Here is a 25,888-nt window from a genome sequence, read left to right as displayed (position 1 = left end):
CGAGCTCTTCCGGATAGCCCTGCTCGAACGAGGAGTTGACTTGTCACCCGCACGACGACCGACGGCAAGCAGGTGAGCGCGCGCGGATGCGACCACTGGGAGTTCCGGGACGACAAGATCGTCCGCAAGGACTCCTACTGGAAGATCGTCGACGCCCCCGCCTAGGACGGCAGCCGGGCTGCGCGGAATACCCCGTGTAAATCACTGCCTTCGATACTCGCTCAGCCGCACAGCCGAATCGACTTCCTGTGCGGCTGGGCGTCCCATTGGGTGGGGCGAGCCCGGTCGAAACCGGGCAGCAGGTACGGTGAGAGAAGATAAAGTATAGTTATGATGTTTAAGCGTGGGGTGGAGCCTCGGCGGACGCACCCTCCGGCTTCGTCAGACTCTCATCCGTCCTGAAGTGCGTTGGCGGGGATATGAATTCTGTGGAGAAAGACGTCTTCTCTGTCGATCTCGGTCGAGTGCGGGACGACTCCGTCTCGAAGTTGGTCGACGGCGTCGTGCATCAACTGGAGATGACGATCGCGGTCGGCCTGCTGGCCGGCGGGGAACGGCTACCCACGGAGGCCGAGTTGGCCGCCAAACTGCAGGTTTCGACGGTGACGTTGCGGCAGGCTCTGACCGTACTGAGGGACCGCGGTCTGATCGAAACCCGGCGAGGCCGGGGCGGGGGGAGCTACGTCCGCGACTTCGGCACCGCCGACCGCGAACGGGCGGACGCGCAACTTCGCACGACGAGTGCGGAGAAGTTGCGGGACCTCGGGGACTTGGTGGGGGCGTTGACGGGCGCGGCAACCCGCCTTGCGGCCCTGCGCGCTTTGCCCGAGGACGTCGATCGGCTGGAGGATCTCGCACGGAATTTTGCCGAGGCCACTCGTGCGGACGTTCGACGCCGCGCGGACAGCCGCTTCCACATCGAACTCGGCGCCGCGGCGCAGTCGTCGCATCTGACGACGTTGATCGTCCAGGCGCAGGCCCAGGTGGCCCCGCTGCTGTGGGACACGGACGTGCTGGATCCGCACGATGCGATCCGCGAGCACAGTTTGATCGTGGAGGCCATCCGCAATCGTGATCCCGACGCCGCACATCGCCATGCGCTGGAGCATTGTGCACGAGAAACCCGCGTTCTGGTCGATCGTCACCTCGCGTTGGCGGCGACGTGAAGAACGAGGACGGCCGCCGGCCCGCGCAGCTTCCGGATTTGGATCGGCTGACCGCAGAGATCACCAACTATCTGCGCGTGACACTGGACAGCCTCACTCGTGTGCGTGCCGACATGCGCGAGTTGCTCGATCGCGTCGAGCGGGACGGGCGTCGACCCGCCCGCTCCGATCTCGGCGGAATCCGCGAGAGTCTGCAGGCGTGTCTACGGAACCCCGAGTACGCGGTGGATCGCATCGGCGTGGCCACCGCCGTGGACTATCTGACGGACAGCCCGTACTGGATGGAGTGGTGGGGCTACGACGACCACGGGGATCTCGAGTTCATCGGCCACAGCGTCAACCCCGGACAGGTGTCCTTCTACGACTACTCCAGCCGGGGCTGGTTCTCCATTCCTCAGACCTGCGGCACCCCTGCCATCATCGGACCGTACGTCGACTTCGGCGGTATCGACTCCTACAGCTACACGGTCACGATCTCGGTGCCGGTCATCACTGCGGGTGGTTTCGCCGGCGTCGCGGGTGCCGATGTTCTGGCGCATCGGTTCGAGCGTTTCCTGTTCACGGGGGACCGGGGCCGAAGTCCCGTCGTTCTGGTGAATGCGGACTTGCGCGTCATCGCCTCCACGACGTCCGGATACCTACCCGGGGACCTTCTGCAACCGGACGACGTCACGTCGTGGTCCACGTCGGAACTGGCCGCGGACCTCTTCCCGAACGGCAGAAGCTGGCAGTTGGTGTCGCCTCTGCCCTGATCCCGGGGCCTCGGATCCGCGGTTACCCGTGTCCGGTAGCCCCTGACCTGGCACTTCGCGCTAGAACTTTAAAAAGTGAAAATATCTTCTATTGCTTATAGACTCTCCTTGTGCCACGATGATGTGGCGGGCGTCACAACTCCTGCGGCGCGCGGGACTACCGCCGGCGGTGGGAGCGAGCCTGGGCAATCGCCAAAGACGTTGTGACGCATGCAGCTTTGTGGACGTCCGCCGCCGTTGTCGGATTCCCAACTTCGAGGTCGAGCAAGTTGGCCTTCGCTGCAGCAGTCAACTTCACTACTTCGGTTTCAGGAGACATGCATGTACGACGTGATCGTCGTTGGTGGCGGTACAGCGGGAGTGGCCACGGCCTACTTTCTTCGAGACCTGAAATTGGATATCTGCGTGCTCGAGGCAACCGGTGAAGTGGGAGGAAGGTCGAACACGGTAGATCTCGCGGGGGCGAGTGCGAACTCCGGTGCACTGTTCATCTACAGGAACACCCGGACCGAAGAACTTGCCACCGAACTCGCGCTCGACGTCGTACCGTTCGAACCCGCGACGTACGGAATCCATGTCAACGGCAAGACGATCGTCGCCGAGACCAACGAAGACCTCGTCGCACGTCTGGATCTGACCGACTCCGAAAAGGCGGAGTTGAGCGAATTTTTCGACAGTGCCCTGCTCGAATACAACGAGCACACGAGCAACGGCGTGCTGGACCAGGACGATCAGGGTCTGGCTACCGAGACGATCGCCGACCGGCTCAGCGGACTGCAACCCGGCGTACGTCAGATCATCGACGCCGCTCTGCGCGGCGGGGCTGTCGGAGACCCGGCCAAGCTGTCGGCGAAGTACGCCCTCCGCTACTTCGCGAGCTACCTCGCGCGAGAGAAGCGCAACCGATCCTTCGCGCTCGGCGGCATGCAGGCCATCCCCAGGGCGATGCACGGCCACCTGCCTGCGGACACCGTTCGGTTCGACACCGTGGTCACCGGTGTCGCCTTCAAGGACGAGCAGGACGCTTACGAGGTCAGCTTCACCGGCCCGGAGGGAGTGGGAACACTCCTGACCCGTCATGTCGTATCGACGCTGCCTGCCCCTCTGGTTCCCACCGTCTTCAGTGATCTACCGACATGGAAGACCGACGCGCTCAGCAGCTTCGACACTCCCGGCAGCACCACGCTCAATATCGTCGCCGATATCGACGGCCTGTCCGGCATCGAAGACTGGGCGTTCATCGTGACCGCCGGAATGCCGTTCGACGCGATCATCAACCCGACCCCGGGCCGGGTAGGACCCAACTGGGCCGCGGGCAGAGTGCAATTCACCTGCTACGGGAATTCCACCGGGTTCCAGCCGGGGTTCGCCGAAGACGAGGCCCGCGTCGCCGACTGGGTGGAGAGCTTCTTGACCGTTGCGCCGCAGCTCAGAGGAAGGATCACCGGCGTTCACGCACGCACCTGGGAACACTGCTTTGCGCTACTCGGACCCGATCGCGCCGCGAATCTGGGCGAACTCCAGCGATCGGTGGGCTCGATCCACTTCGCCGGGGACTACACGTCCGAGACCGCGGGGACCCACGGGGCGTACACGGAAGCAGAACGTGTCGCTTCCTTGATCCGGGCCTCCGTTGCCTCCTCGAACAATTGACCGACGCTCGCCGGCCCGACACCGACTTCAGAACACCATCACTGACGAGGAGCTCGTTATGACGACGATCAACCCTTTGGACGATGCGCCACTGTCCAGATTCCACAAGAAGCTAGCGCTGTTCTCCTCGGGCGGACCGTTTCTCGACGGCTACGTCTTGTCGATCATCGGTGTCGCGATGGTGCAGTTCGCGGATCAGTGGAGCCTGTCGTCCGTCGAACAGGGCCTGGTAGGTGCCTCGTCGCTGATCGGAATCTTGCTGGGCGCCTATGCCGGTGGATGGCTGACCGACAAGTTCGGACGTGAGATTCTGTTCACGATCGACCTGGTCGCCATCATCGTGTTCTCCGTGGCTCAATTCTTCGTCCAAGACGTCGTGTGGCTGATCATTCTGCGCCTGCTGATAGGTATGGCCGTAGGTGCGGACTATCCGATCGCCACCTCCCTGCTGACCGAATTCACGCCGCGCAAGTACCGGGGTCCGTTCCTCGGCGCGTTCGTCGCGATGTGGTTCGTCGGCGCCGCAGCTGCTTACGTCGTCGGAGAATTCCTGGCACGAACGGGACACGAAGACGCGTGGCGTTGGATGCTGGCCAGTGCCGCAGTGCCTGCGACTCTGATCGTCCTCGCCCGGGTCGGAACACCCGAGTCCCCCCGCTGGCTGGCGAACAAGGGAAAGATCGACGAAGCGAACGAAGTGATGCGGAAGGTCTACGGACCCACCGTCAGCATCGCAGACCTCCCGAGGGAAGACGGCACCGTCAGCGTCAAGGATCTCCTGCGATCGGGATACGGAAAGCGGATGGCTTTCATCACGCTGTTCTGGACCTGCTCGATCGTGCCGCTGTTCGCTGTCTACGCGTTCGCACCCGCCATCCTCGGGGCACTGAAGCTCGAAGGCGATGCAGCACACTTCGGGTCGGCCGTGATCACGATCCTGTTCCTGGTCGGATGCGTCGTCGCGCTGCTTCTGGTGAATCGGATGGGCCGGCGACCCCTCCTCATCCACAGCTTCCTGTGGTCCGGACTCGCTCTCCTGATCCTCGGACTGTTCCCCGAAGCACCGAGCGTGATCATCATGGCGCTGTTCGCGATCTACGCGGTGGTCATCGGCGGCAGTCAGATCCTGCAGTGGGTCTACCCGAACGAGCTGTTTCCCACTGAGATCCGGGGTTCCGCGGTAGGAATGGCCTCCTCGCTCAGTCGCATCGGCGCCGCGGTCGGCACGTTCCTGGTGCCGCTGTCGCTCAGCGGTATCGGCATCGGCCCCACGATGCTCATCGCGGCCGCCATCACCCTCCTCGGCGCGGTCTTGTCACAGGTCATGGCACCGGAGACCCGCGGAATGGCACTGACGGAAAGCGCCGCACTGAGCACCACCACACGCACGACGCTACCTACCGCCTGACTCCCAGCCGGCAGGGCAGAGACGATTCGCAGGTACCCGGGCGCTCACCGAGCGTCCGGGTACCTCACGGCTACGAGCGATTCGACGTTCCCGGACCCCCGACGAGCCTTCCCAGCGCGAGGCCGACGTGCAACTCCAAGCGGTCCTGGCCGATCGACAGATCCAGCGTCGTGAGTTCCTGAATTCGACGTAGCCGGTAGTAGAGGGTCTGCCGATGAATGCTCAGAGCATCGGTCGTCGCGGCAATGTCGCCACCATTGTCGAAGAAGGTCTCCGCGGTGGAGAGAAGGTCTCGGTTCCGGTGCTCGAACAGCGCCCTGACCGCAGGGGTGATGACCGCTTCGGCGATGAGCTCCGCGGATGCGATTGCGGCCAGCCGATACACGCCGAGCTGATCCCAGTACGCCACCGGCCCCTTGGAGGGCTCGAGTGCGATGACGTCGAGGCACAGCCTTGCCTGCCGCCAACTCTTCCTGGCATCCCGAAGGTCCGAGTAGGTTCCCCCGACTCCGACGACGCTTCCCTCGGCGGTGTAGCTGTCGACAGCTGAGCGAAGTGCAGCAGACGGTGAATCACGGTGCGTTACAAATACTGCCGTGAGTCGTCCCATCGGCACCGCGGTGACGCCCGGCCGTCGATCGATCGCGTCGTGGTCCGTTGCGAGCATCGTGAATTCGGCGTCGGACACGTCGCCCGACGCCCGGAGATGCTCGGCGGCAGCCGAAGACCTGTCCGGATCGCCTTCGAGCAGGTCCGCAAACGCCCCTGCCAGGTGTCCGTTCCCCGATGCGTCGGCGGCGAGCAGCGCGCCCGCCTGGGCCGCGAGCGGCATCAATTCTTCGAGTTCATGGTCGGAGATCGATGCGTCGTCGTCCGGCAGGACGAACACGAACCCGTACGTTTTTCCTCCGTGCCGGACGGGGAGGCAGATTCGTGCCTTCGAGCCGGTATTCCTGTTCGCCGGTGTTCGAACCGGCCTGGTGGCGTAGGTGATTCCGCAATCGACGATCCAGTTGCGGGTGTCCGCATCGGTCGCTTGCCTGACGACCGACTGTGAGTGATCTTGTGACATTGCGATCGACCGGGCACTGTACGCGATCATCTCGAAATCGCTGTCGAGCAGCACTACGGACGCCCCCAGGTGCCGGCGCGTGCGTGCCATGAAGTCGTCGACGCTCGCAATGGCAACACCCCGGCCGATCTGATTCATAACTAATATATTAACATGCGGCCAGTTTGTTGATCATCCATATGTCTGACGTACACCTGCATACTTCTGGCATCTGTCGATAGTCGCGGAGCACCTCGGGGGTGTTATATGGATCACATCCAGACACGGGACGTGATCATCGCCTGGGCGGATGCGTTGCTGCCGCCAGGTTTGATCGAAGTCGCTGGGCGAGTGGAAGTCTCGCTCGGCGGATGCGGACAGACCTCCCCGCGTCCACGTGTGTCGAATCGATCGTGAGAGCTGCCGATGTCTGATTTGGATAAGAACCCGTCACCCGCCCTGCAGAAGAGCCTCAAGCAACGTCACCTGACGATGATTGCTATCGGCGGCGTCATCGGCGCCGGACTGTTCGTCGGTTCCAGCGCGCTGCTGAACTCCTCGGGCCCCGCCGCAATCTTCTCCTACGCGATCACCGGTCTCGTAGTCATTCTCGTCATGCGCATGCTCGGCGAAATGGCCGTGGCAGACCCGTCGACGGGGTCCTTTGCCGGATACGCGCGTAAGGCGTTCGGGCACCGCGCGGGTTTCACCACCGGGTGGCTGTACTGGTTCTTCTGGGTAGTCGTCGCCGGGGCCGAGGCCGTGATCGGCGGAAAACTCCTGCAGCGGTGGATAGATCTCCCCTCGTGGCCCATGGCGGCGGCGTTGCTGCTCGCCATGGTCGCCACCAACCTTCGGTCGGTGCGCAATTTCGGTGAGTTCGAGTACTGGTTCGCCGGCATCAAGGTCGCCGCGATCATCGCGTTCCTCGCAATCGGGGCGTGCTTCGTGGTGGGCCTGTGGCCGGGGCACAGCGCGGACGTCTCCAACCTGACCGATCACGGGGGATTCGCACCGAACGGATGGACGGTCGTTCTCTCCGGTGTCGTCGTCGCGGTCTTCTCCATGGTCGGCCCCGAGATCGCCACGATCGCGGCGGCAGAGTCCGAAGAACCCGAGAAGTCGGTTGCCAAGGCCGCGAACTCCGTGATCGGCCGTGTCGGAGTGTTCTATCTCGGCTCCGTCCTTCTCCTGGCGATCATCGTCCCCTGGACTTCCATCAAGGTCGGCCAGTCGCCCTTCGTCGACGCCTTGAACGTCATGGGTATCCCGGGCGGCCCGGACATCATGAACGCGGTGGTCCTGGTTGCGGTGCTGTCCTGCCTGAACTCGAGTCTCTACACCGCCTCGCGCATGATGTTCGTGCTGGCCAATCAGGGCGACGCACCGCGTTCGGTCGCTCGGGTGGACAAGAACGGAGTTCCCCGCGGGGCGCTGCTGGCCGCGTTGTGCGTCGGGCTGGGCTGCGTTGCGCTCGACTACTTCTCGCCGACGACGGCGTTCGCGTTCATCGTCAACGCGTCGGGCGCCACCATCTTGATGGTCTACCTGATGATCGCGCTCTCCCAGATCAAACTCCGGTCAATGCTCGGCCGGGAGAAGGCCCGCGAACTCCGCTTCAAGATGTGGCTCTTCCCGTACCTCTCGATCCTCGGGGTCGTCGGTATCCTCGCGGTCTTGATCTCGATGTTCTTCGTCGAATCCACGCGATCGCAGATCTCCCTCAGCCTGGGTGCCCTCGCCGTCACCCTGATCGCATACCAGGCTCGGCGCAAGTTCGGCCCCGGGCGTACGCCGGCCGGTTCCGTCGAAGGCGGAAACATCGATAAGGAACCAGACTTCGACACCGAGGCGTCGTACGCGCTGCCGAGCGACCGGTAGTCGCGGGATTCCTCTGGGCCGGAGCACGCTGCTCCGGCCCAGAGACATGCGCTACGTGACCCCGCCTAGTCTGCTGCGTTCTCGGAGGGCTCTTGCCGTCCGGGCCTCGGGTGGCGGGAGGATACGGTCAGACGTCGTGCGGCGCTTCCGGTTGCGGTGCTCGGTCGGGGCTGCTGCCGCGGCGTGCGGGCGGTCGAGAATCGGCGATCGGCCTCGGTCGCGCCGCCCCAGATCCCGTACGGCTCACGAACTGTCTGGGCGTACGTGTGGCACTCGGACACGACCGGGCAGGAGTGACAGATCTGGGTGACGAACTCTTCGCGATAGCGTCGAGCCTGCCGTGTTTCGCCCTCGGGGGAGAAGAACAGGTCGGTGTCCATGTCTCGGCAGCGGGCATGCAACTGCCAGTCCCACATTTCCGTCGAGGGTGCGTACGGGTGCGCTGTCAGAGACGCGCTCATGACTTCTCCGCTTCTATTCGGTCTTTCACGCTATCGATGACCGTAGCCGGGATCACACCCACCCGTCAATGGATTCGATCTGTGATCACAAGGGATGCTAGGGTGGGTGTAACCGTCGGTGACCTCTCTCCGGCGATCTCGCCACAACTCGGAGGTCCTCATGGGCAGGCCGAATACTCTCGTTCTACGGGAGATGAAAACGACTCCACCGCACAGTTCTTCGTCGAACTTGCTTGCGGACCGGGTATACGAGACCCTGCGCGGGCACATCGCGCAGGGTCACTGGGCGCCGGGGACGCAGCTGCGGATCCGGGAGGTCGCCGCGTTGGTGGGCACCAGCGTGATGCCGGTCCGGGAGGCGTTCCGGCGGCTCGAGCAGGCGGGTCTGATCGTCACGGAGCCCTACCGGGGAGCGTCGGTGCGGGAGTTGAGTATCGACGAACTCGAATACGTGTACGACGTGCGCATCATGCTCGAGCCCGATGCCGCGCGCCGGGGCGCCGTCCTGGCCGACGACGCGGCCGTCGAGACGATGAGACAGCACTGGCGGCTGCTGGAGAGCGCGGCTGCGCACGGCGACATCGCAGGAGCCGTCGCTCAGGACGAACTGCTGCTGTCGGCGTTGTACTCCGCCGGAAACAATCCGGTTCTCACCGGGCTGATCCAGGGCATGTGGGACACCTGCCGCCCCTACAAGAACCTCTGGGTGCGCGACGCCGTCGGGCACGGACTGTCCCGGTGGAGCTATCTCGCCGACCTCGTCGCTGCAGTCGAAACCCGCGACGGCGACAGCGCATTCCGCATTCTCGAGCACGTGTGCCGCACTTCTCGCTCCACCGTGCACGGAATTCTCGATCCGCTATCCACCTGATTTTCCGAGCACATCGACGGACCGCCACGGGATTTCACCGCTGGAACCCGGATCCAGGCACGAGCGTGCCGCCCACACGGATGACCGTATGGGCGGCATGGCAGGACTCGATCGGCACCGTCGACGTCGGTTCGTGGTGCCGATCGAATCAGCGACTGTGGTTGTGCATGACGTGCTTGGTGCGGGAGTAGTCGTCGAGGGCGTAGATCGACAGGTCGCGGCCGTAACCGGAACCCTTGAATCCACCCCACGGGACCTCGTTGGCCAGCACCAGGTGTGAATTGACCCAGACGGTACCGGAATCCAGCCGCGCAGCGATGTCGTGACTGCGGCGCGCGTTCTCGGTCCAGACCGACGCGGACAGGCCGACGGGTACGTCGTTGGCGCGGCGCACGGCCTCGTCCTCGTCGGTGAAGGTCTCGACGGTGACGACGGGTCCGAAGATCTCCTCACGGGAGCACTCGGCGCCGTCGGGGACGTCGACGAGCACCGTCGGTGCCACGAAGTAGCCGGTACCGGCCAGTGCCGTTCCGCCGATGGCGACCCGGATGCCCTGCTGGGCGGCGCGATCGAGGTATCCGACGACGCGATCGAAATGAGCCTTGGAGACCAGGGGCCCGATCTCGATGTCGTCCCCGGAGCCGGGTTCGCCGATGGCGAGTTCGCGGACCTGAGCGACGAAGAGTTCGACGAACTTGTCGGCGACCGACTCGTGGACCAGGACGCGGCACGCCGCGCCGCATTCCTGCCCGGAATTCCAGAAGCTCGCGACCCGCAGCGATTCAGCTGCCTCCTCGAGGTTGGCGTCGGCGAAGATCACGACCGGCGCCTTGCCGCCGAGTTCGAGGTGGACCCGCTTGAGGGTCTCGGCGGCGCCGCGGGCGACGGCGCGGCCACTGCCCACCGACCCGGTGAGGGCGATCATGTCCACGTCCGGGTGCTCGGCGAGCCGGGCGCCGACGACCGAGCCGCGGCCTGTGACCACGTTCAGCACTCCGGCGGGCAGCAGGTCGGCGACGAGTTCGGCGAACTTCAGGGTTGTCAGCGGGGTCTGCTCCGACGGCTTGATCACCAGGGTGTTGCCGGCTGCGAGGATGGGGGCGATCTTCCAGGCGGCCATCAGCAGGGGGTAGTTCCACGGGGTGACCACTCCGACCACTCCGAGGGGTTCGCGCAGGATCACCGACAGGTGGTTCTCGACGTAGTCGCCGGCGGCCATGGACGTGGTCGCGCGCAGAGCGCCGGCCATGAAGCGGAAGGTGTCGATGGTGCCGTCGACGTCGTCACGGGAGACGGCCAGGGGCTTTCCTGCGTTCGCGGATTCGAGCCGGGCGAGCAGGTCGGCGTTGGCTGCGAGCCGGTCGGCGATCTTGTGCAGCACCTCCGACCGCTCCTTGGGTACCACGCGTGCCCAGGCTTCCGCGGCCGCTGCGGCGGCGCTCACCGCACGGTCGACGTCCGCGGTGGTGCCTTGCGGGATCTGGGCGATGACGTTCTCCGCGCTGGGGTCGATCACATCGAACACGTCGCCGGGAGCAGCATCGTCGAAGGCGCCGTCGACGAAATGCGAGGTAGGGGGAAGATCGGCCGCCGTGATCAGCGGCGCCGAGCCGGGTGCACGGCGTACCGTCACGTCCTCGACGGGAGTAGAGATGGACATCAGAGGTACCTCCATGATCGTGGAACTCGAGCTGCAGGCCCGGTCCGTTGTGGATCCCGGGCCGATTACGGCGGGCATGAATAGTGCGGGTGCAATGGCGTGTATTCGGGGATCGCCTGAGGTGGGCGTGCTGCTGCGGCGTCTGCGTCTCGCACCAGACTAAAATGTAATCACAGATCACACAAGGGTGAGGCTGTTTTCGGTCGCCCGAAAACGCCCGGAAAGCGCCATGTGCTGCTGCTGCTCCGACAGCGCGTATTACCGATCCGAGGTCGCCGGCCGCCGGGGGAGGTCCGATCGCCGGTTAATATGTGATCTGTGGTCATGTCCAAGCGCGCCGAGCCGACACTTCTGACCGATCAGGTCTACTCGATGATTCACGAGTCGATCATGAACGGTGATCTGCCTGCCGGTGCCCGCCTGCGCGTGCGTGATCTCGCCGAGCAGGTGGGAACCAGCGTGATGCCGGTGCGCGAGGCGATCCGCCGACTCGAGGAAGCCGGCCTGGCCGAACGCGTGCCCCACCGGGGGGCGGTGGTCAAAGGCCTGACCCTCGCCGAGTTGGTGCACGTCTACGACGTGCGCCGGCTGCTCGAGGTGGAGGCCGCCCGGCTCGGCGCACAGCGGATCAGCGCCGAGGACTGCGACCGGATGCAAGCCGAGTTCACGCTGATGCGCGCCGCCGTCGACGAGGGACGCGTGGTCGCCCTTCTCGACCACGACGAGGCCCTGTTGTCGATCCTGTACGAGGCCGCCGCGAATCCTGTTCTTCTGCAGACGATCCGCAACCTGTGGAACCACTGCCGGGCCTACAAGATCGTGGGCGCGCAGGGAAGCCTGGACTCCGGGGGAGACGACCCGCTGTGGCGATTCCAGGAGCGCCTCGTTGCTGCTGCCCGGGATCGCTCGGGTGAATCCGCGGCCGCGGTCAACGAGGAATCGCTCCTCGACGCGACCGACCGCATCAAAGCGCTCCTGGCGACCGAGCAGGCCGCGTCGGCAGACGCCGGCTAGCGCGAAACACACCTCTACGCCGTCGGCGCGAATCGCCGTCGAGGAGTGCACCCTCGGGCCGGTATGACCCCCGAGTAACCACGGCCGGAAGGTCGCACCGCCGAAGGTGGTGGGCCCGCGGCCGGGTGAGCGATCGGCTGTCCCGCTGTGTCATCGGGGTGGAAGCACGCCCAGGGGTTGTGTGATCTGTGATTACATATTATTGTTCTGTGACGAGACGCACATCACACCAGCGGGTGCGGGAAGTAGTGAACGAAGCCAGCTCGTATCGCCGGGTCGCCGGCACGGCCTCGGGTCGAGAATCACGTGTTCTCGAATCGCTATGTGTCTCAACAGGAATTGAATCAACATCCGACCACCTCGATATCGCCACCGAGGAATGCCGCATCAGGTCCGGGTCGGCAAGGTATGTCAACAAGGAGTCCGAGATGACGACGACCAACCCGTTGGACGACGCGCCACTGTCCACATTTCACAAGAAGTTAGCGGTGTTCTCCTCGGGAGGGCCGTTCCTCGACGGTTACGCCCTCTCGATCATCGGTGTCGCGATGGTGCAGATCTCGGGCCAGTGGAACCTGTCGTCGGCCGAACAGGGCCTGATCGCCGCGTCCACGCTGATCGGCATCCTGCTCGGCGCCTTTGCCGGCGGTTGGCTGACCGACCGCTTCGGCCGGGAGGTCCTGTTCACCCTCGACCTGGTTGCGATCATCGCCTGCTCCGTGGCGCAGTTCTTCGTGGAGGGCGTCGTCTGGTTGATTGTTCTGAGGCTGCTCCTGGGCATGGCCGTGGGTGCGGACTACCCGATCGCCACGTCACTGATGACGGAGTTCGCGCCGCGTAAGTACCGTGGTCCGTTGCTGGGTGCCTTCGTCACCATGTGGTTCGTCGGAGCGGCGGCAGCGTACGTCGTCGGCGAGGTCCTGGCGCGAACCGCCGGAGACGACGCGTGGCGTTGGATGCTCGCCAGTGCCGCATTCCCCGCAGTATTGATCGTCGTGGCCCGGGTCGGCACACCGGAGTCGCCCAGGTGGCTGGTCAGCAAGGGGAAGATCGACAAGGCCAACGAAGTGCTGCTCAAGGTCTACGGTCCCGGTGTCACCGTCGCCGACCTTCCTGCGGACGAAGAGACCAACGTCGGCGTCAAGGAACTCCTCCGCTCCGGCTACGGCAAGCGGATGGCCTTCATCACCCTCTTCTGGACCTGCTCGGTGGTTCCGTTGTTCGCCGTCTATGCCTTCGCCCCGGCCATCCTCGGTGCCCTCAAACTCGAGGGCGACGCCGCACACATCGGATCCGCCGCCATCACCATCCTGTTCATGGTCGGTTGTGTCTTCGCGCTGTTGCTGGTCAACCGGATGGGCCGGCGCCCGCTGCTGATCCACAGCTTCGTGTGGTCGGGTCTGGCCCTGCTGCTGCTGGGAATCTTCCCCGGAGCGCCGAGCGCGATCATCATGGTTCTCTTCGCCGCCTACGCGGTCCTCATCGGCGGCTCCCAGATCCTGCAGTGGGTGTACCCGAACGAGCTGTTCCCCACCGAAGTCCGCGGTTCCGCAGTCGGATTGGCGTCCTCGCTCAGTCGCATCGGCGCTGCGATCGGCACGTTCCTGGTGCCGCTGTCCCTCAGTAGCCTCGGCATCGGCGTCACCATGCTGATCGCTGCCGGCGTCACCCTCTTCGGTGCCGTGATCTCCCAGATGTGGGCACCCGAGACCCGGGGGCTGTCCCTCTCCGAGAGCGCCGGGCTCGGTCAGACGGCCAAGTCGCCCGCCCCCGCGGAGACGATCTCCGTGTAGCAGAACCCCGGCACTATTCTCGTGTGCCTCATGGACTTTCCCGGCAGTGCCGCACCGTACAGGCCGGCACTCGACCGGCGAACGCTTGCTGCGGGATTCGGTGTCTCTGCGGTGACAGGGCATACGGCACCACTCCGACGGTCAACTTGCGAGCAGTCGGGAAGGCCTATCGCTTCGCCCTGACGACCAACGTCACCGAGCCATCGTCGCGGACGGCGACGATGGCTCGGTGACGTAAAGGTCAGCGACAGTCAGTGGGTGTCGATCGCGTCGGCTTCGTGCTTGCGCCGGCGAATTTCCAGCGCGCTCGGGCCTCGCGACGAGTGACGTCGACCGCTGACGCGCACTGACGCACGATCCCGCGGTCGTTCCTCTGTGACGGTGCTGTCGGACGTCGCCGGTGCTGGAGGAGTAATTTCGCCGGCCTTCTTCGGTTCGCGCGTTGCGACCCAGCACACCGTTGCTCCGACGCACACGATCGCGGTACCGACCCAGAAGGTGACTCCGAGCGCGGTAGCCAACATCAGCGAAGAGAACGCAGCCGACAGTACCGGTGTGAAGTAGGAAGCGGCAGCGAGCAAGGTCATGTTTCCGTGAAGAATGCCCACATTCCACAGGGCATAGCCGAAGCCGATGGCGCATGCCGCTACCAGTGTCGCTACCACCCCGGTCAGCGTCAGGTGGAGGGGTTCGGTGTCACTGAACAGGTACAGGACCCAGAACGATGCTGCGGTGAGCATGAAGAACGGAGTAATCCCGTTGTTGCCCTTGGCGAACAGCTTTGTCACGGTGCAATACGCGGACCAGATGACGGCACCCAGGAGTGCGAGGGCGTAACTGAGGGGATTCGTGCGAATGTTCTCGATGGTCCCGGGCAGGTCGAGTCCGGCGTCACCGCCGAGGACCAGTGCGATCCCGGCAATGGACAACCCGATGCCGGGGATGAACAAGAGCGAGGATCTCTGACCGGTGAACAGGATGGCGAACAGGACTGTCAGGCACGGCCACAGGTAGTTCACGATGCCGACCTCGATCGCCTGGCGCGCGTCGGTTGCCAGTCCGATCGCGAGAGCGAAGCACACTTCGTATCCGGCGAACATCAGCGCACCGGTCAGCAGATAGACGCGGTTGAACTCGCGAAGTTTGGGCCACCCGACGGTGAGGAACAACAAAACGGAGCAGCACGTGTAGATCATGGCCGCGCCGCCGATGGCGCCGAGACTCTCGGTGACCAGTCGGATCATGCCGACCATGGTGCTCCACAACACAATCGCTGCCAGGCCGGCCAAGGTTGCGTTCCGGCCAGTCATCGCCACTCTTGCCAAGATGATCCTCCTTCGTGCTGAGCTCAGGGATTGTCGAACCCGAACACCGTGACGTGCAGGCGAGGAGGGAGTTCGTCCCGCGGCACACCTGAGAGGTCTGTGGATCGAGTTGTCGTGGGCACCACGAATCGGCGTACATCGGCGCGAGGGAACCCGACCGTTACGCGATTCTTACCTGAATGTAATCTGTGATCACAAAATTGACAAGGTGACGTGCGCCGCAGTGGTCGGTAGGCGTGCAACCTGCAGGAATGATCAGCGGTGGCCATCACGGGAACGCCGTGTGGCCCGCTCGGGGAGCGGGCCACACGGAACTCTCGGTCGGAATCAGAAGTCGGGGTAGTAGCTCGGACGCGGCGCCGTGGTCCGAATGTCGGGAAGCTCCATGTTCCGCTTGTCCTCCTCGTCATCGACCCAGCAGTCGGCGATCTCGTCGGTGGTCGCGAACCAGACACCGTCGTGGGACACCATGTGCTCGATCAGCTTCTGGTACCACATCATGTGATGGGCCTGGCCGACGATCTGCGGATGCACACACGAGACGAACGCGGCACCCTCGACGTTCTGATAGCCGTAGTCGAAGATGTCGCGCCAGCGTTCGAAGACGGTACGACTGTCCTGCTGGCCGGCCTGTACTCCGGTGATGCAGGCGAGTGGCGGGAAGTCGTCGAGGTACCAGCTGACCGGCAGTTCGAGGACGTGGCTCGCCTTGCCGGGCTTGTTGCCGTTCTCCCAGTCGATGGCCCACCGCTGCGGACGGTATGCCTCGAGGTCGCGGCCCATCAGGGAGGAGTCGTACTTGAACCCCATCTTCTCGACGATGTCCAGGGTGTTGTCGGAGTAGTCCCAGTACGGCGAGCGATACCCCGTCGGACGAACACCGAGTTGCTTGTCGAAGGTGGCGAAGGCACGCTCGACCAGCTCCTCCTCGGTCCCGGCGTCGATCAGGGTGGGGTTCTCGTGGAAATACCCGTGGTGGCCGAACTCGTGACCCTTCTCGGCGATCTGTTCACATTCCTTCGTGAACGTGTCGACGGTGTGCCCGGGCGTGAACCAGGTGGTCTTGATGTCGTAGCGGGCGTAGAGATCGAGTAGGCGCGGGACGCCGACCTTGGCGCCGAACTCGCCGCGCGACATGAAGGACGGGCTGGGTTTGTTGAACCCGCCCAGCCAGAGTGACTGTGCGTCGAAGTCGGTTCCGAGATTGACTGCAATCTTCTTGCCCGCGGGCAGTTCGAGATGACCCATTGTCGCTTCTCCTGATATCGGTTGCGTGCTTGTGGTGGGGTGAGGCTCGTCGAGATCGGCGGAGCGTCCTAGCCGAGCTGGCGTGCGGTGGTGTGTGAAGGCCAGCGGCGGTAGGACTCCACGCGCCGGCGGCGATCCTGGAACGTGGTCGCGGCACCGTCGAGACGGTTCTGGCGCAGGACATCGAGATCGACGACGCCTGTGACGACATTCTCGGTGTTCGCTACGGGCGCTTGCGCCACGACCCCGGAGGGGGTCCACGGGAGGTCGCAGGGCGAGAGAATCGAACTCTGGGTCCACCCGCTGGGGATGGGGCCACCGGGTGCGCCGCCGGTGGCGCAGTGCGCGAAGTAGACCTGGTTCTCGATGGCGCGGGCCTGCGCGCAGTGCCGCACCCGCCAGTACCCGTACTCGGTGAAGGTGTACGACGGACAGAGAATTATCTCCGCGCCCTGTTCGGCGAGCGACGACGCACATTCGGGAATTTCGGTCTCGTAGCAGACGTTGAAACCGACCGTGGCGAACGGAAGTTCGAAGACGTCCATGTCGTCGCCCTCCCTCGTCGACCAATCCGCCTCCGCAGGAAAGATATGCGTCTTGCGGTGCTCGTACTGTTCCCCGTCGGGGCCGAAAATGTATGCGATGTTGTAGTATCCGTCTTCGCGATATTCCAGGTGCGATCCCGCCGCGATGAATTGATTGCGCTTGCGCGCTTCCGAACTGAACAAAGAACGGTATTCCCGGGTGTAATCACCGATACGCGTCAATTCGGTGACCGGATCGTCTTGCCACGAATCGGCGATGGTGAACAACTCCAGCGTGAACAACTCCGGGAAGAGAACCAGGTCGCTGCCGGCCGCCTGGTCGAGGAGTCCCCGTGAATGGTCGGCGAACTCGTCGAAACTACTCACCGGACGGATCGCGAAGCTCGCGGCGGAAATTGTGATCGAATCTGACATTGAACCCTGCCTCGGTTGTGACGACCATTACGGATGCATTCACGCTAACGACGAACGCGCCGTAAGGCGGCTAGACCTGGGCTAGCCATATGGCTAGCGACGCGAATCTCCGTAGTATTCGATGACATGGTCGGTCTCCCGGAAGATTCGCCTCGGTGGAAGCTCTCGATGCTCGCGGAGGAGCTCGCCGAGCCGCTGCGGCTTCTCCGTGTCTCGATGAAGGCGCGTGAGGCCGTCATCATCTACGCACCGAGTGGCGGGCCCCTGCGGGTGATTGCATCGGAGCCGTTGGGCAACTCGGTGTTCACGTCGGAGGAACCCGTGCGCAGCAACATCCAGTGGTCACCTGTCGCGGCCACGGCCCGGCACGTGCGGCTCACGTCGTTGATGCGCCCGGTCTCACTCGATTTCGACCGTGCACTGATCCTCCCGTTCGCGGACGGTCACGGGCACGGCGAGGTGATCCTGGGGTCGGCGGCCGCACTGGACGCGGAGACGCTCGCGACAGTCCGGCGATTTGCTCGGGATATCGACGCGCTCCGTACTCGTGTCCACGAGACCAGGCATCGCGACCTCGACCGTGCCTACCGGGTTGTCGCGCGCGCGGCAACGTCCGACGTCTCACTGGACCGCGTTTTCGACATCACTCTCGCCGCCGCGCGCAATCTGCTCGAAGGAGATGTCGCGTATCTGTCGTTGCCGGTCGATGACAATTACTTCGTCTTCACTCGAACGCTGGGGATCAACACCGACCCGTTCCGTGATCTCCGGGTCGGGTCGGGCGAGGGGCTCGGCGGGGCGGCGCGTGAGACCGGGCACCCCATTCGTTCGCTGAACTACGAGGAAGATCGCAACCTTCGCGCCGCCATGCGCGAGGAGACGCGTGGCGAGGGAATCAACTCGGCACTGGCGGTTCCCGTCCGTGACGGCGGCAACGTCGAGGCGGTGCTCTACGTCGCGAGCCGGCGGCCGCGCGCGTACAGCGAAGACGACGAACGCGTACTGGCGGATTTCGCGAACGCGGCACTGCTGGGTCTGGACCGGTCCAATCTGGACGAGAGCCGGCGGGAGGTCGTTCGAGACCAGGAACGTGCCCGGCTCGCGCAATCACTCCACGACGATCTGGTACGCCGGTTGACCCAGATCGGTTTCGCGGCAGAGGAACTCGAATACCAGTCGACCGGTGACAGTCGATCGCGTGCAGCGTCCATCAGCGCGAGTTTCGACGAGTGCATGTCGTTGGTGCGTGACGAACTGCGTCACCTCCTGCAGAGCGAACGGGCGAGTGAGTGCACCCTCGAAGACGTCGCGGAGCGAGTGTTCGCTGTGCCGAGTGTGTCGGGCATGAGCCGAACTGCCGACTTCTCGTCGGGCGGTGTCAGCGGGGCGGGCATGCACGTGCGGGTGCCTGCAGACATCGGCGAGGCGATGTGCAAGGTGGGCCAGGAAGCTGTCTTCAACGCCGAGAATCATTCGAAGGGAGACCGATGTTCGATGTCCTTCGAGGTCCACCCCGGGGTGTGCGTCATGTCGGTGAGCGATGACGGTCGATCCTTCGACGCACACGAACCCTTCGAGGGCCACTACGGAATCGAGTTCATGAAACGTGAAGCGCGCAAGGTCGGCGGCGAGGTGAGGTTCGATCGCACCCCGTCGGGAGGACTGTCCGTCACGGCCAGCTTCCCGATCGGCTCCGATCAGGCGGTATCAAGTTGAGCGACGTGCCGGAACCGCGCCGGATCGGTGTCTTCTCGATCGACGACCACGAGATAGTCCACGCCGGCCTCGAGCGGTTGGCGGAGAGGGAACCCGACTTCGTCTTCCTCGGAGCAGCGGCAAGTGTCGCGAGCGCGGAGAAGGACGCCCTGCGCTGCTCCCCGGATATCGTCATGCTGGACCTCTTCATCGGCGAAGAGCAGGGGTGGTCGTTGTGCCGCGACCTACTCGCCGCCTCGCCCACCACCAAAGTGGTGTTCTACACCGGATACGGCAATGCCCAACTCGTGGACCGGGCAATGCTGTTGGGCGCATCGGGATACATCCTCAAAGCGGCGAGCATGTCGGCGCTCCCCGACATGCTGAGAACAGTCGTCCGCTCCGGCCAGTACATCGATCCCGCACTCCTGAAGGAGTGGGTGGACGCACGCCGGGTAACCACCGAGAAACCGGCGTTCAGCGAGCGCGAGCTCTCGATCGTGACCATGATCGCCGCCGGGCTGGACAACTACGCCATCGCGGAGCGCATGAACCTCACGTTCCACACGGTGAAATTCCACATCGGGAAGATGCTCAAGAAGACCGGAGAATCCAACCGCGCCGGGCTGGTTCGCTACGCCAAGGAGCGGTTCCTCCTCGAGTAGGGCTGTACCGGAAGGTCGCCAGTTGACCGGATTGCCGGTCGACTGGCGATAGATCCGTCGCGGAGTAGGTTGTAGGTGTCAGCTGTTGGGCAATGGCTCCGGAGCCGGCTGGGTCGCGAGATCTGCGGCGGTGAGCGCTCCGGACGCAATTTCCTGCTGCACACGGAATTTCTGGATCTTCCCGGACGGTGTCATGGGGAGTGTGTCGGTGAAGTACCACAGCGACGGCGTCTTGTGGGCGGCGATTCGGTCGCGACACCAGGCTTTCAATTCGGTCGGGTCCGGTGGATTGGCGGGGTCCGCCGGTCGCACGACGGCGCCGATCTGCTCGCCCCATCGGGTGTCCGGAACCCCGACAATCGCAACTTCGGCCACGTCGTCGTGGCGGAACAGCAGTTCTTCGATCTCGCGCGGATAGATGTTCAGGCCGCCTCGAATGATCATGTCCTTGAGGCGGCCGGTGATGCGGAGGAAGCCTCGTTCGTCCATCGTCGCGAGATCACCCATGTGCAGCCATCCGTCGGCGTCGATGGTGGCGGCGGTTTCGTCCGGCATCTCGGAATAGCCGAGCATCGTCTGGTAGCCGCGACAGCATATTTCACCCTGTTCACCGATCGGGACAATCTCCTGGGAGACGGGGTCGATGATCTTCACTTCCAGTTCCGGCAGCGGCTGTCCCACCGTGGTGGCCTGATCGGCCGGATCGTCGGTGACTCGGGTCTGGCTGATGACGCCGTGCATCTCGCTCTGCCCGAACAGGATCGTGACTTGGCAGTCGAGTTCGTCGAGCACCCGTTCGACGAGTGCCTGGGGAACTGCTGCCGCACCGGACAGTACGGTGTGGAGGCTCGACAGGTCGCGTGTTCCACGGTCCGGGTGCTCGAGAAGCGCGATGAGCATCGTCGGAACCATCAGCGAGTGCGTTCCGCGGTAGGCCTCGAGCATCTCGAGCATGAGCGCGGCGTCGAAGCCGGGTAGCACCACATAGGTCCCGTGTGCCGCGAACGTCCCGAGTTCGGTGACGGCACCGCCCCCGATGTGGTACATCGGCATTGCGTTGACGCAGACGACGTGGTCCACCAGCCCGGCCCGCTCGAACACGAACGTGGCTTCGTTGACGATTCCTTTGTGATGCAGCAGTGCACCTTTGGGGAAACCGGTGGTTCCGGAGGTGTATTGAATCTGCACCGGGGCGGTGGGTGCGACAGCGGGAAACTCCAATGCCGGATCGCCGGTCGCGATGAAGGACCGCCACTCGCTGGGTGCGATCACCATGCGGAGTTCGGGGAGCGACGGCCGTACTTCCGTCAGAAGTGCCGTGAGGTCCGCGCCGCGATAGGTATCCCGGTAGAAGAGTCCGACCGAGCGGGACTGGCGGAGGATGTACTCGAGTTCGTGGGCGCGGTAAGCGGGGTTCACGCCCACCACCACCATCCCGGCCATCGCGATCGCTTGCTGGAGGATTACCCACTCTGCACTGTTGGGCGCCCAGATTGCGATCCGGTCTCCGGGCGCGAAGTGGGCCAGCAGTGCTCTGGCTACCATCTCGGTGTCGGCGAGGAGTTGACGGTAGGTCCACTCTCGCCGATCGGCTGGATCGGGAGTTCCGTCGACCAGGGCGAGGCGGTCGGGTTCCGCCGACGCGGCCTCTCGCAGCAGGTCGCCGACGGTGATGTCGCGGACGCCTGAGCTCGGTGTCGCCGGCCAGAGAGACTTTTCGAGGGGCATGATGCAATCCTGCCTTCGGACTGTGCGGGGTGGGGGGAGTTGGTGGAGCGAGAGGTGCTCGTGACGAGGAAGCCGGAGTCGGCTGTGAGGTGGTGTCTCAGTCACCACGCAATGTAATACATATGTGGAGCTGATCGCTATGAATCCGTCAAAATAGTGTGGACGAGCTGAGGCGCGGCACTCGATCCCTCACCCTGCCGAGATGCCACCATTCGGGCTGACCGCTTGCCCGGTGATCCGACGGGCCTGAGGGCTGCACAGAAACAACACGAGGTCCGCCACGTCGACCGGCTCGGCGACCCCCAGTGACGCCAGTCCGGCGGCCTTCGCGAAGAGCTTGGCGCTGAACGGCTCGGCCATGACACGGTCGTAGGCGCCGGTGTCCCGGATGAGCGACGGCGTCACCGCGTTGACGCGGATGCCGTCGCGCTTGGCCTCCATCGCAAGGGTTTTGGAGAACATCACGATGGCCGCCATGGCCGCGCCGATGACGGATTCTCCCGGGGTCGGATGCTTCGCCGCGTCGGAAGCTATGTTCACGATCGCGCCGCCGTGCTTCGCCCGCATGTGTGGAAGTACGGTTCGGCACATATTGATCGGGCCGAGCGCCTGCTGCAGCAGGATAGCGGGAACATCTTCGGGGAGCGTGTCGTGAAACAGCTGGGGCGTGAACGCGCTGACCGTGCTGTTGATCAGGATGTCGGCCGGTCCCAGCGAGGCCGACAGTTCCTCGGTCACCCGCGCGGCCTCGGCGGGGTCGTTCACATCGCCCGCCGCGAAGAAGGCCCAGACACCCGAAGCGAGTGTTCGAATCTCCGCCGCTGCCTTCTCGCCGCGTTCGGTGTTGCGGCCGACCAGACCGATGCGCTGGGTGCCCGCCCGGACCAACTGGCGGGCGACCTGCAGGCCTACTCCGCTCGTCCCACCCACGATGTAGACGGTCGCCTCGGACAGGTCCGGTACCCAGACTTCGGGTGTGTCTGTTGTCATCGGATGTTCCTCTGCAGTTCGAGGGGCACCGGTTCGCCGGTGCCCGAATGGGAATGGCCGGGCCTGCCGTCGCAGTCCTGGCAGTGCGGCGTTCCGCCCGACAGGCTCGCCCGGAATTGTTCTTCGGTGGCGGCGTCGGACGACGTCGGCGCCTGAGCGGTGCCCGCGTAGTCGTCGCGGGCCAGCAGTCCGGCGCCGTACGCGCCCGCGATCTGTGGCTGATCGAGTAGTTCCACCGGGTGGCCCAGCGCCCGCGAGACGTGAAGCCGGGCGGCCGGGTTCTTCGCCACTCCGCCCGTCATCACCGTCGGTGTCGCCTTGCCGACCTGTGCCACCAGTCCGAGTGTGCGCGCCGCGACCGCTTTGTGCACGGACGCGGCGATGTCCGCCTTCTCGCGGCCCTGCGCCAGTAGTGAGATCACCTCGGTCTCCGCGAACGTGGCGCACATACTGCTGACCTCGAGGCCCTCGGAACCGGCGAGCGCGAGTTCGCCGACTGCGTCGATGTCGACTTCCAGTGCCCGCGCGAGCACGTCGAAGAAGCGGCCGGTCCCGCTCGCGCACCGGTCGTTCATGGCGAACCGTTCCACGAGGCCGTCGTCGTCGACGATGATGGCCTTGCTGTCCTGTCCGCCGATGTCGATCACCAGCCGCACACCCGGGTGCAGGGCTGCGGCGCCGCGGGCGTGGCAGGTGATTTCGGTGAACGTCCGGTTCGCCCCGGGGACCAGTTTCCGCCCGTAGCCGGTGCTGATGGTCCGCCGGATGTCGGATTGCGCGACACCGGCGGCCGCCATCGCCCCGTCCATTGCGCGCGCGACCGCTTCGCGGCTCACGGCTCCCATCTGGACGACACTCGATCCGCGCAGGGCGCCGTCCTGGTCCACGACGGCGGCCTTCGCCGTGGTGGACCCGAGGTCCACGCCCATGACGAACCAACCCGGCGTTGTCTTGTCTGCGGAGGTGGCGGCCATCTAGATCACGGACTTCATCCGTTGTACGTCGATGGCCTCGAGCATCGCCTCCAGTCGACTGTCGAACAGTTCGTCGTTGTAGAACGACGCGTCGGCGACGTCGCCTTCGAAGAAGAACGACTTGACGCCGCGCTCCGTCTCGGCAGCGCGGGCGAGCATCGTCTGCGGGTTGGTCATCGCCCGGCACGTCCGCGTCGAGTGGAACGCGATCCCGTCGATCGCGTATTCGTCCAGCCGGCGGAGCAGGAGTTCCTGCAGGTTCTTCAATCCGTGGTTCAGTGGGCAGAGCAGGTAGTGCTGCGCCATGCCCAGGAGCGGGTTGTCCACGTCGATGAGCTGCGGCTCCTGCCAGAAGGATTCGTGGGTGTAGCGGCCGGCGACGACGGCGACGTCGTATTCCGCGAACTTCCGGGTGAGGAAGCCGAGCTTGTTCCAGTTCATGATGCCGTCGAAGTACACGCGGTAGCGTTCGTCCGCGACCGCGCTGACCCCGTCGGTGACCCGCTGCTGAATTTCGGCCTTCACGCCGGCGAAGTAGTCGACCAGCGCCTGATTGCCGGGCAGGAAGTTGATCGGGGCGATGCTCGCGACCCAGTCCCAGTAGGTCGCAGGCGTGGGTGCCTGCGTGCAGAGCGCCATTCCTTCGAGGCGCAGCTCGGAGGCCCGTTTGATGTAGGACATGCTCTCGCTGAGTCCATCCCAGTCGAACGGTCTCCCGGTCTGGTATTCGAGGAAGGTGATGAGCTCGCGCAGCTGCCCTTCGACGTACTTGCTCACCTCGGTCCACTCCTCGCCCCGCATGTACCCGGCGTCGGGTTTGTTGCCCCACAGCATGGGGATCGAGACGTTGAACAGCGGGAGCTTGCGATCGAATACCCGGTACGTCATCGCGTCCCATTGCTGACCGGTGCTACATCCGGCGTAGCCGTTGACGAAGAAATCCGGGGCAGGCAGTTTGCTCGCCAGTTCCTGCTGGTCGACCATGCCGACCACGCCGGTCTCCCGGTCTGCGGCGGTTTGGTGCGTCAGCACCGCGCAGCCGAGATGTGTTCGCGCATAGGAGCAGAGCTCACCGATGTAGCCGTACTCGGCGCCGGCAGCCTGGGCGGGCCCTTCGAGGTGCTGGGCGGCCAGTCGGGCGGCGAACGCCTCGCCGTGGCACCACTCCAGGCCCGCGGCCTGGAACAGCGGGTTCAGTGCGGCGCCGTTGTACCAGACGACGTGCTTCCCGCGCTCCTTGGCGGTGAAGATGTTCTCCCAATAGTCGGCCACCAACTTGCCGCCGGCCCGCGTACTCGACAAGCGGCGGGTCTTTTCCTTGCTGATCTCTTCGATCGCCATGGCGAACTCCTCTGAGTGAAAGTCGAATTCAGGACGGGACGGGTGCGAGCTGACGGCGAATGCGCTCCACGAAGGTCTCGATCTTGGTGCGGAGTGTCTCGACGGGGTTGCCTTCGTGCTCGGTCTCGAGGAGCAGCAGCGGTATCCCGCGCGCGTCGAGCGCCTTGCGTAACTCCGGGTAGTAGAGCATGTGGGGTTCGCAGAACTTCGCCATCAAGACGACGACACCGTTCGAGCGGCTCCTCTCGAGTGAGTCGATCAGGTAGGTGTCCCAGTCGACCCCGACGGTGACCCGTGTCGGGCACGGGGCGTTGTCGTTACGGTCCAGGTACCACACCGACAGCGCCTCCAGCGGGTCGCCGTGCTCGGGTACGTCGGTCGAGATGTACCGGAAGCCGGTGTACAGGTCGTCGTCGACGACGATCACTCCGGATTCCTCGATCACATCGAGGACCTCGGGGCGCGGGGCGTGGCAGAAGTGACCGGAGAGATGCAACCGCACCAGATCGCCGGGTGCGTCGGCATTCGGATCGAGTCGGACGAGAAGACCGTTCAGGGCGGCGTTGTGTTCATCGATGTCCATCACCATGCTCGACTTCACCAATACCTGCATGTCGCTCGCGGTGATACGCGCACGGCCGGTGCGCCGCAGGTCGTAGAGTTCCCGGAGCAGGCGACGATTCGTGTTGAACAGCCGAATGCTCTCGGCGAGCGACTCGTCCGTGATCGTCGTCCCGACGACCCCCTCGATCTCGTGCTTGAGTTCGTGCACACGGCCCGCGACCCGCGGCTTGGTCCACGGATCGTCCATCGCGCTGGTGAACTGCGCGAAGTGCACCGGTTTCTCCGGCCGCGCCCAGCGGATCACGTCGACGGCGCCGAGGAGTTGCACGCAGTGATCGGCGGCGACGAAGCCGTCGAAGACGTCGAGTTCACCGACTGCGGCCTGATCGGCGACGCTCCGCGTGTAGCCGCAGTAGAACTCGGCAAGCAGGTTGCGGCCCTCCGTGATCGGGGTGCGGCTTTCCTGGACGATCACCGGCAACGCACCGGCGGCGTGCACGATCTCGGAAGGAAAGTTCATCGGAAAGGAACCGATCACGCGGTTTCCGTTCTTCGTTTTCCATGCCTGCGCGTAAGTGACCGGGTCATCGGCCGCCGCTCGCAGCGACGACATGACGGTCGGATCCAGTTCGTTCACATCCAGCCCTTCGACTTGGTGGACGGATACACCGCGGCGACTGACGAACTGC

At 64.5% G+C, this 25,888-nt stretch carries 21 protein-coding genes; 10 read left to right on the top strand and 11 right to left on the bottom strand.

Annotated elements, in window-relative coordinates:
• Positions 1-419: 419 nt before the first annotated feature.
• From JWS14_RS14745 to JWS14_RS14730, 4 genes are all read left to right on the top strand, one after another.
• Entirely contained in the window at positions 420-1,166 is a 747-nt protein-coding gene (locus JWS14_RS14745; RefSeq protein ID WP_095862102.1) for a FadR/GntR family transcriptional regulator, read from the top strand.
• Entirely contained in the window at positions 1,163-1,918 is a 756-nt protein-coding gene (locus JWS14_RS14740; RefSeq protein ID WP_206013613.1) for a PDC sensor domain-containing protein, read from the top strand. The genes JWS14_RS14745 and JWS14_RS14740 overlap by 4 nt, the downstream gene beginning before the upstream one ends.
• 321 nt (positions 1,919-2,239) lie before the next feature.
• The gene (locus JWS14_RS14735) at positions 2,240-3,571 is read left to right on the top strand and encodes a flavin monoamine oxidase family protein (RefSeq protein WP_206013612.1); all 1,332 of its coding nucleotides are present in this window, start codon (positions 2,240-2,242) and stop codon (positions 3,569-3,571) included.
• 58 nt (positions 3,572-3,629) lie between these two features.
• Entirely contained in the window at positions 3,630-4,979 is a 1,350-nt protein-coding gene (locus tag JWS14_RS14730) for an MFS transporter (RefSeq protein ID WP_072937046.1), read from the top strand.
• A gap of 70 nt (positions 4,980-5,049) precedes the next feature.
• On the opposite strand, the gene JWS14_RS14725 is transcribed toward JWS14_RS14730, so the two are convergent.
• On the bottom strand, positions 5,050-6,189 hold the full coding sequence (locus tag JWS14_RS14725; protein WP_206013611.1) for a PucR family transcriptional regulator: 1,140 nt from the start codon (positions 6,187-6,189) through the stop codon (positions 5,050-5,052).
• A gap of 267 nt (positions 6,190-6,456) precedes the next feature.
• On the opposite strand from JWS14_RS14725, the gene JWS14_RS14720 reads away from it, so the two are divergent.
• Entirely contained in the window at positions 6,457-7,911 is a 1,455-nt protein-coding gene (locus JWS14_RS14720; protein WP_074933878.1) for an amino acid permease, read from the top strand.
• Between the two features lie 65 nt (positions 7,912-7,976).
• Here JWS14_RS14720 and JWS14_RS14715 read toward each other — a convergent pair whose 3' ends face one another.
• Positions 7,977-8,372 carry a WhiB family transcriptional regulator gene (locus JWS14_RS14715; RefSeq protein ID WP_206013610.1) on the bottom strand — a complete coding sequence of 132 codons (396 nt, stop codon included), beginning with the start codon at positions 8,370-8,372 and terminating at the stop codon, positions 7,977-7,979.
• Positions 8,373-8,565: 193 nt separating this feature from the next.
• On the opposite strand from JWS14_RS14715, the gene JWS14_RS14710 reads away from it, so the two are divergent.
• Entirely contained in the window at positions 8,566-9,243 is a 678-nt protein-coding gene (locus JWS14_RS14710; protein ID WP_206013609.1) for a GntR family transcriptional regulator, read from the top strand.
• A 148-nt stretch (positions 9,244-9,391) separates the two neighbouring features.
• Here JWS14_RS14710 and JWS14_RS14705 read toward each other — a convergent pair whose 3' ends face one another.
• Positions 9,392-10,903 (bottom strand): aldehyde dehydrogenase family protein, encoded by a 1,512-nt coding sequence (locus JWS14_RS14705; protein ID WP_072937063.1) that lies wholly within the window; start codon positions 10,901-10,903, stop codon positions 9,392-9,394.
• A gap of 324 nt (positions 10,904-11,227) precedes the next feature.
• On the opposite strand from JWS14_RS14705, the gene JWS14_RS14700 reads away from it, so the two are divergent.
• The gene (locus tag JWS14_RS14700) at positions 11,228-11,917 is read left to right on the top strand and encodes a GntR family transcriptional regulator (protein ID WP_072937061.1); all 690 of its coding nucleotides are present in this window, start codon (positions 11,228-11,230) and stop codon (positions 11,915-11,917) included.
• Between the two features lie 428 nt (positions 11,918-12,345).
• Positions 12,346-13,710: an MFS transporter gene (locus JWS14_RS14695; RefSeq protein ID WP_072937062.1), complete on the top strand. Its 1,365-nt coding sequence runs from the start codon at positions 12,346-12,348 to the stop codon at positions 13,708-13,710.
• A gap of 251 nt (positions 13,711-13,961) precedes the next feature.
• Here the strand turns inward: JWS14_RS14695 and yddG are convergent, their stop codons facing one another.
• The 3 genes from yddG to JWS14_RS14680 form a co-directional block, all read right to left on the bottom strand.
• Positions 13,962-15,020: an aromatic amino acid DMT transporter YddG gene (gene yddG / locus JWS14_RS14690; RefSeq protein WP_072937064.1), complete on the bottom strand. Its 1,059-nt coding sequence runs from the start codon at positions 15,018-15,020 to the stop codon at positions 13,962-13,964.
• Between the two features lie 342 nt (positions 15,021-15,362).
• Positions 15,363-16,283, bottom strand: a complete 921-nt coding sequence (locus tag JWS14_RS14685; protein ID WP_072937065.1) for a polysaccharide deacetylase family protein — start codon at positions 16,281-16,283, stop codon at positions 15,363-15,365.
• A 68-nt stretch (positions 16,284-16,351) separates the two neighbouring features.
• Positions 16,352-17,242, bottom strand: coding sequence for a carbon-nitrogen hydrolase family protein (locus tag JWS14_RS14680; protein ID WP_206013608.1), 891 nt, complete (start codon positions 17,240-17,242; stop codon positions 16,352-16,354).
• Between the two features lie 126 nt (positions 17,243-17,368).
• Here JWS14_RS14680 and JWS14_RS14675 point away from each other — a divergent pair, with 126 nt between their 5' ends.
• Together JWS14_RS14675 and JWS14_RS14670 are read left to right on the top strand one after the other, a co-directional pair.
• A complete protein-coding gene (locus JWS14_RS14675) occupies positions 17,369-18,958 on the top strand; it encodes a GAF domain-containing sensor histidine kinase (protein WP_206013607.1) in 1,590 nt (529 codons plus the stop codon).
• 5 nt (positions 18,959-18,963) lie between these two features.
• Entirely contained in the window at positions 18,964-19,602 is a 639-nt protein-coding gene (locus tag JWS14_RS14670; protein ID WP_241031671.1) for a response regulator transcription factor, read from the top strand.
• Between the two features lie 78 nt (positions 19,603-19,680).
• Here JWS14_RS14670 and JWS14_RS14665 read toward each other — a convergent pair whose 3' ends face one another.
• The 5 genes from JWS14_RS14665 to JWS14_RS14645 all read right to left on the bottom strand — a co-directional run bounded on the left by JWS14_RS14665 (position 19,681) and on the right by JWS14_RS14645 (position 25,836).
• Positions 19,681-21,330, bottom strand: a complete 1,650-nt coding sequence (locus JWS14_RS14665) for an AMP-binding protein (protein ID WP_206013605.1) — start codon at positions 21,328-21,330, stop codon at positions 19,681-19,683.
• Between the two features lie 189 nt (positions 21,331-21,519).
• On the bottom strand, positions 21,520-22,320 hold the full coding sequence (locus tag JWS14_RS14660; RefSeq protein ID WP_095862116.1) for an SDR family NAD(P)-dependent oxidoreductase: 801 nt from the start codon (positions 22,318-22,320) through the stop codon (positions 21,520-21,522).
• Positions 22,317-23,294 carry an acyl-CoA dehydratase activase gene (locus JWS14_RS14655; protein ID WP_072937074.1) on the bottom strand — a complete coding sequence of 326 codons (978 nt, stop codon included), beginning with the start codon at positions 23,292-23,294 and terminating at the stop codon, positions 22,317-22,319. Before JWS14_RS14655 ends, JWS14_RS14660 begins: the two co-directional genes overlap by 4 nt.
• Complete coding sequence (locus tag JWS14_RS14650) at positions 23,295-24,635, bottom strand: 2-hydroxyacyl-CoA dehydratase subunit D (protein ID WP_072937075.1); 1,341 nt, start codon at positions 24,633-24,635, stop codon at positions 23,295-23,297. It lies immediately after the preceding gene.
• Positions 24,636-24,663: 28 nt separating this feature from the next.
• Complete coding sequence (locus tag JWS14_RS14645) at positions 24,664-25,836, bottom strand: 2-hydroxyacyl-CoA dehydratase subunit D (RefSeq protein ID WP_072937076.1); 1,173 nt, start codon at positions 25,834-25,836, stop codon at positions 24,664-24,666.
• Between the last annotated feature and the right edge of the window lie 52 nt (positions 25,837-25,888).

Origin of the sequence: Rhodococcus koreensis, from assembly GCF_017068375.1 — a bacterium.
Classification (GTDB): domain Bacteria; phylum Actinomycetota; class Actinomycetes; order Mycobacteriales; family Mycobacteriaceae; genus Rhodococcus_F; species Rhodococcus_F koreensis.
The sequence above is the reverse complement of the archived record's forward strand: the minus strand, read 5'-3'. Positions and strand labels throughout refer to the sequence as shown.